The organism is Sulfuricurvum sp. RIFCSPLOWO2_12_FULL_43_24 (genome assembly GCF_001829605.1).
GTDB lineage: Bacteria > Campylobacterota > Campylobacteria > Campylobacterales > Sulfurimonadaceae > Sulfuricurvum.
In genome coordinates this window covers 1-4,562 of the sequence record NZ_MIBT01000075.1, presented here as the reverse complement: position 1 = coordinate 4,562, position 4,562 = coordinate 1, and the positions used below count along the sequence as shown (strand labels likewise).

The following is a 4,562-nucleotide window of genomic DNA, read 5'->3' as shown; positions in this document are numbered from 1 at the left end:
CATATTTCCAAATGAAGCAATATTGATTTTAGTAGGTTTGAAATACTCCAGCATCACTTTTTCAATGATGTCGAGAGATTCCCAAATCATTTTTTTCTCTTCGCTTGAGCATTCAGAGAACTCTTTATGGGGAGCATGAGTAAAGATTTTTAACCAAGGGATTTCGGATTCGTGGAGTTCTATAGTGATGAGAGTATTGGAATAAAGCATAAATGACCTTTTAAAAAAGTCATTTATTGTAGCGAAAGAGGGTGGTTATTTACCTTTTCCGGCAAACGGAACTAAGGCACTTCCCCATGTTAAACCGCCGCCAAACGCATCGAGAAGCATCAAATCTCCCTCTTGCAAGCGTCCTGACTCATAGATATCATTGATAGCCATAGGGATAGATGCACCGGAGGTATTACCGTATTTTTCTACCGTTAATACTACTTGCTCCTCTTTGAGATCAAGGGCGTCACCGACTGCTTTAATAATGCGGTAATTGGCTTGATGCGGTACGAAATGCTTGATTTCTGTAGAAGCAATATTATTTTGCTCTAAAATATCGATTACATCGCTGGTGAGGGTACGAACCGCCACTTTAAAGGTTTCATTCCCTTTCATACGCATAAAACACCCTGCCGCTTCACGATCCAGCTCATCATGCACTGAGCCGCTTCCGCCGTTGGGTGTCATGAGCAAATCAGCAAATGAACCATCAGACCCCGTATGGATATCGATGATGGCTTCGGATTTATTTTCGGTAGCGCTGATAACCGCTGATCCGGCACCATCACCAAAGAGGATGCAAGTACCGCGATCACTGTAATCAGTAATACTACTCAGTCTCTCTGCGCCAACGATAAGGACATTTTTTTTCATTCCTGATTCGATAAAGGCTTTTGCGATACTTAGCGCATAGACGAATCCGGTGCATGCGGCGGATACGTCAAAAGCGGTGACTTTTTCCAATCCGAGTTTGGTAGCGATAATCGTAGCCGTTGAAGGCATACAAAAATAATCAGGGGAGATTGTTGCACAGATGAGCATATCGATTTGGCTTTTATCGAGTCCAGAACGCTCAATCGCTTTTTCGGCTGCTTTCACCCCCATATCGCTGGTGGTTTCGTTTTCCGCAGCAATATGACGTTCTTTAATACCGGTACGTTTTGTAATCCACTCATCCGTGGTATCGACCATTACTTCAAGCTCAGCATTGGTAAGGATTTTAGAGGGAACATAAGCTCCGATAGAACGAAACGCAGCGTACATAATTAGCCTTTATAAGGGATCGAAGTTTATTTTTTAAGCTCTTCGAGACGATTCTCAATATGCTCATTTACACCGGTATTAACATAGCGAATGGCTTGAAAAATTGCATTTTTAATCGCTTTAGGGTTGCTTTTACCGTGACTGACAATAGCACACCCTTTGATACCGACTAACGGTGCTCCGCCGATTTCAGCATAATCGATCTGCTTTTTAAGTAACTTAAAGACCTTACGCATTAAGAGTGCGCCGGTAATTGCTACCGGTGATTTGCGGATGTACTCTTTGATAAAGTAGCTGATTGTTGATGCTACCCCCTCGGAAGCCTTGAGAACAAGATTACCGATGAACCCGTCACATACAATGACGTCACAGCTGCCATCAAAGATATTGTTACCTTCGACGTTACCGATAAACCCTTTTTGTCCCTCGAGCAACTTAAAAGTCTCTTTGGTAACTTCGTTTCCTTTGGAATCTTCTTCACCGTTGGCGAGCAAACCGACGCGCGGATTGTCCAGTTTAAACATATCTTGAGCGTAGTAGTATCCCATAATCCCAAATTGGAAAAGGTGTTCTGCTTTGCAGTCAACATTGGCACCGGCATCCATCAAGATACTGCGTTTGCCGCTTTTGGTCGGCATTGAGGTTACCAATGCAGGACGCAAAACATTTTTTAAACGCCCGAGTCGGAGTGTTGCCAATGTCATGGTAGCACCGCTGTGTCCGGCACTGACAACTCCGTCAGCTTCACCGTTACGGACCAACTCAACCGCTTTGTAGATTGAGCTCTCTTGGCGCTTAAGCGCATCGGTAGCCGCATCACCCATATCGATGACGTCATCCGCTTCGACAATTAAAATCTTATCTTTATAGCCCTTGGGTAATAAAGATAAGATCTCATCTTTTTTACCAACTAGAATTGGTTGAAACTTCACTTCTTTGAGAGCTTCAAGTGTCCCTTTAACAATCGGTTCGGGACCGAAGTCCCCGCCCATTGCATCAATTGCAATTCTAATCATCGATTATTTATACTCACCGGTGGTCGGATTGACATAGTGAGACAATTTGTACGTGCCGTCTTTATCTTTAACCGGACGTGCAAGAGAAATTTTATAGTGAGTTCTGCGTTTTGCGGCGCGAGAATGACTCACTCTTCTTTTAGGTACTGCCATAGTATTTATCCCTTTCTATTTAGATTTTAGAACTCTCGATCTAACGAGGTTCCTTCGCAGTTTTTGCAACAAAAATAGTCGCTTTTGATCAGTTCGATTTCCGATTTGAGAAGCTCTTCCATATCAATCATTGATCGGTCGATTTCGACGACATCCAACTCTTCGTCGTTGCCTTCATATATCCCATCGCTTAGGTAAAAAGAGATATCTTCATGTAAAGATTTTTCTACCACTTCGGCACAAATATCGCAAGGAATCGAAATACTCCCTGTAATTGTACCGTTTAATTGGGCAAGATTGCTTTTTTTCAGGATTAAATCACCCGAAAAAAATGCATTGTCACTATTTGCCTCAAAATGAAGCGGTTGTGATCCCAATTTTCTAAATGTTATTTTCATGACAATTACGAAATTTCGCGTCCTGAAAAGAAAAATGCGATTTCAATTGCCGCATTTTCAGCAGAGTCACTTCCGTGGACTGCATTAGCATCGATATTTTCAGCGAAATCAGCACGGATAGTTCCAGCTGCAGCTTCTTTAGGATTTGTAGCACCCATTAAATCACGGTTTGTAAGAACAGCGTTTTCGCCTTCAAGAACAGTGATAACAACCGGGCCGCTTACCATGAAATCAACGAGGTCGTTGAAGAAAGGGCGTGCAGCATGTACTGCGTAAAACGCTTCTGCGTCTTGACGTGAGAGTTGAACTTTTTTCATAGCCGCGATTTTAAGGCCGTTACTTTCGAAACGATCCAAAATTTTACCGATGACACCTTTTGCTACGGCGTCTGGCTTGATGATTGACAATGTTTGTTCCATCAATGCTCCTGTTTTGTGTGTAAAAAATAGAACGGGATTATAGCCAAACAATAATTTAAGTAAGATTAAAGATGAAGAAAGAAAGAAAAGAGAAGGAAAATTGCGTAACCAAAGGGAAATAATCCCTTTGGTTATTAAACATCTTAGTTAACGACGTTTGCTCTTGAAGAACGCATTTCAGCGGTAACATCATCACGGTGAGATGGGCTTGCACCGATTTCATCCCATGTGATACAACCCTCAGTCGGACAGGCAGTTGCACATGCAGGCTCATCGTGGTGACCGACGCACTCGACACATTTGTCAGCGTAAACGTAATAAACTTCTTCACCTGTTGGGTTATCGTCCTCGTCTACGATCGCTTCTACCGGACACTCGTCGATGCAAGCGCCACAGTTAATACAGGTATCATTAATGACTACTGCCATAGGATTCTCCTTGGTTAATATAAATATGGGCTAACTATAACAGAAGAATTTTAAACCCACCTAAAAAATAAGGTGGGTGAATGAAGATTATTTGAAGAGTGTTACGGAAGTGTAATTTAGAGCCCTAGGTAGGCTTTAATTGCGTCAACTTTGTCTGTTTTTTCCCATGTAAATTCAGGAAGTTCACGTCCAAAATGACCATAAGCTGCTGTTTTACGATAAATCGGGCGGAGTAAATCAAGCGATTCTATAATCCCTTTTGGGGTTAGGTTAAAGAGCTCTTTGACGCACGCTTCGAGTTTTTCTTCGGGTACAACAGAGGTTCCATGAGAATTGACCATAATGGAAATAGGTTTAACAACACCGATGGCGTAAGATACTTGGATTGTCGCTTTTTCGCATGCACCCGATGCAACAAGATTTTTAGCAACATAACGTGCAGCATAGGCAGCTGAGCGGTCAACCTTGGTCGGGTCTTTTCCACTGAATGCGCCGCCGCCATGAGGACAAGCTCCACCATACGTATCGACGATAATTTTCCGTCCCGTCAGCCCTGCATCGCCTTGTGGACCGCCGATGACAAATTTACCGGTCGGGTTGATATGATAGACGATATTCGGAGACATCAAATCGGCTGGAATAACAGCCTTTATAACCTCTTCAATAACATCGGCGTGAAGCTTTTCCTGAGAAATTTCAGGAGCATGCTGTGTAGAGACAACAACCGTTTCAACCGACACCGGTTTGTCATCAACGTAACGAATGCTTACTTGTGTTTTGCCATCAGGGCGAAGGTAGGGGATAATCCCCTCTTTACGTACTTGGGCTAAACGTTCCGCTAAACGGTGAGAGAGATAAATCGGCAATGGCATTAAAACGTCGGTTTCGCGGCAT

The 4,562-nt window shown here is 43.0% G+C and carries 7 protein-coding genes and 1 pseudogene; all 8 read right to left on the bottom strand.

Annotation, left to right across the window (positions count from 1 at the left end; translation table 11 throughout):
- Positions 1-210 (bottom strand): annotated as a pseudogene (locus A3G19_RS07150) (HIT family protein); the annotation flags it as partial.
- Between the two features lie 45 nt (positions 211-255).
- Complete coding sequence (locus tag A3G19_RS07145; protein WP_294871608.1) at positions 256-1,254, bottom strand: beta-ketoacyl-ACP synthase III; 999 nt, start codon at positions 1,252-1,254, stop codon at positions 256-258.
- Positions 1,255-1,280: 26 nt separating this feature from the next.
- Positions 1,281-2,270: a phosphate acyltransferase PlsX gene (gene plsX / locus A3G19_RS07140; protein WP_015654469.1), complete on the bottom strand. Its 990-nt coding sequence runs from the start codon at positions 2,268-2,270 to the stop codon at positions 1,281-1,283.
- Between the two features lie 3 nt (positions 2,271-2,273).
- Positions 2,274-2,423, bottom strand: coding sequence for a 50S ribosomal protein L32 (gene rpmF / locus A3G19_RS07135; RefSeq protein WP_013461018.1), 150 nt, complete (start codon positions 2,421-2,423; stop codon positions 2,274-2,276).
- A gap of 26 nt (positions 2,424-2,449) precedes the next feature.
- A complete protein-coding gene (locus tag A3G19_RS07130) occupies positions 2,450-2,821 on the bottom strand; it encodes a YceD family protein (protein ID WP_015654468.1) in 372 nt (123 codons plus the stop codon).
- A gap of 5 nt (positions 2,822-2,826) precedes the next feature.
- A complete protein-coding gene (gene ndk, locus A3G19_RS07125) occupies positions 2,827-3,240 on the bottom strand; it encodes a nucleoside-diphosphate kinase (protein WP_015654467.1) in 414 nt (137 codons plus the stop codon).
- Between the two features lie 143 nt (positions 3,241-3,383).
- Entirely contained in the window at positions 3,384-3,668 is a 285-nt protein-coding gene (locus tag A3G19_RS07120; RefSeq protein ID WP_015654466.1) for a 4Fe-4S dicluster domain-containing protein, read from the bottom strand.
- Positions 3,669-3,784: 116 nt separating this feature from the next.
- A partial coding sequence (metK, locus tag A3G19_RS07115) for a methionine adenosyltransferase (protein WP_294871605.1) occupies positions 3,785-4,562 on the bottom strand: 778 nt, incomplete at its 5' end.

Bases quoted from the DNA above. Each gene is read 5' to 3' on its own strand.
- A3G19_RS07145 (WP_294871608.1), bottom strand. From the start codon at position 1,254: ATGTACGCTGCGTTTCGTTCTATCGGAGCTTATGTTCCCTCTAAAATC.
- plsX (WP_015654469.1), bottom strand. From the start codon at position 2,270: ATGATTAGAATTGCAATTGATGCAATGGGCGGGGACTTCGGTCCCGAA.
- rpmF (WP_013461018.1), bottom strand. From the start codon at position 2,423: ATGGCAGTACCTAAAAGAAGAGTGAGTCATTCTCGCGCCGCAAAACGC.
- A3G19_RS07130 (WP_015654468.1), bottom strand. From the start codon at position 2,821: ATGAAAATAACATTTAGAAAATTGGGATCACAACCGCTTCATTTTGAG.
- ndk (WP_015654467.1), bottom strand. From the start codon at position 3,240: ATGGAACAAACATTGTCAATCATCAAGCCAGACGCCGTAGCAAAAGGT.
- A3G19_RS07120 (WP_015654466.1), bottom strand. From the start codon at position 3,668: ATGGCAGTAGTCATTAATGATACCTGTATTAACTGTGGCGCTTGCATC.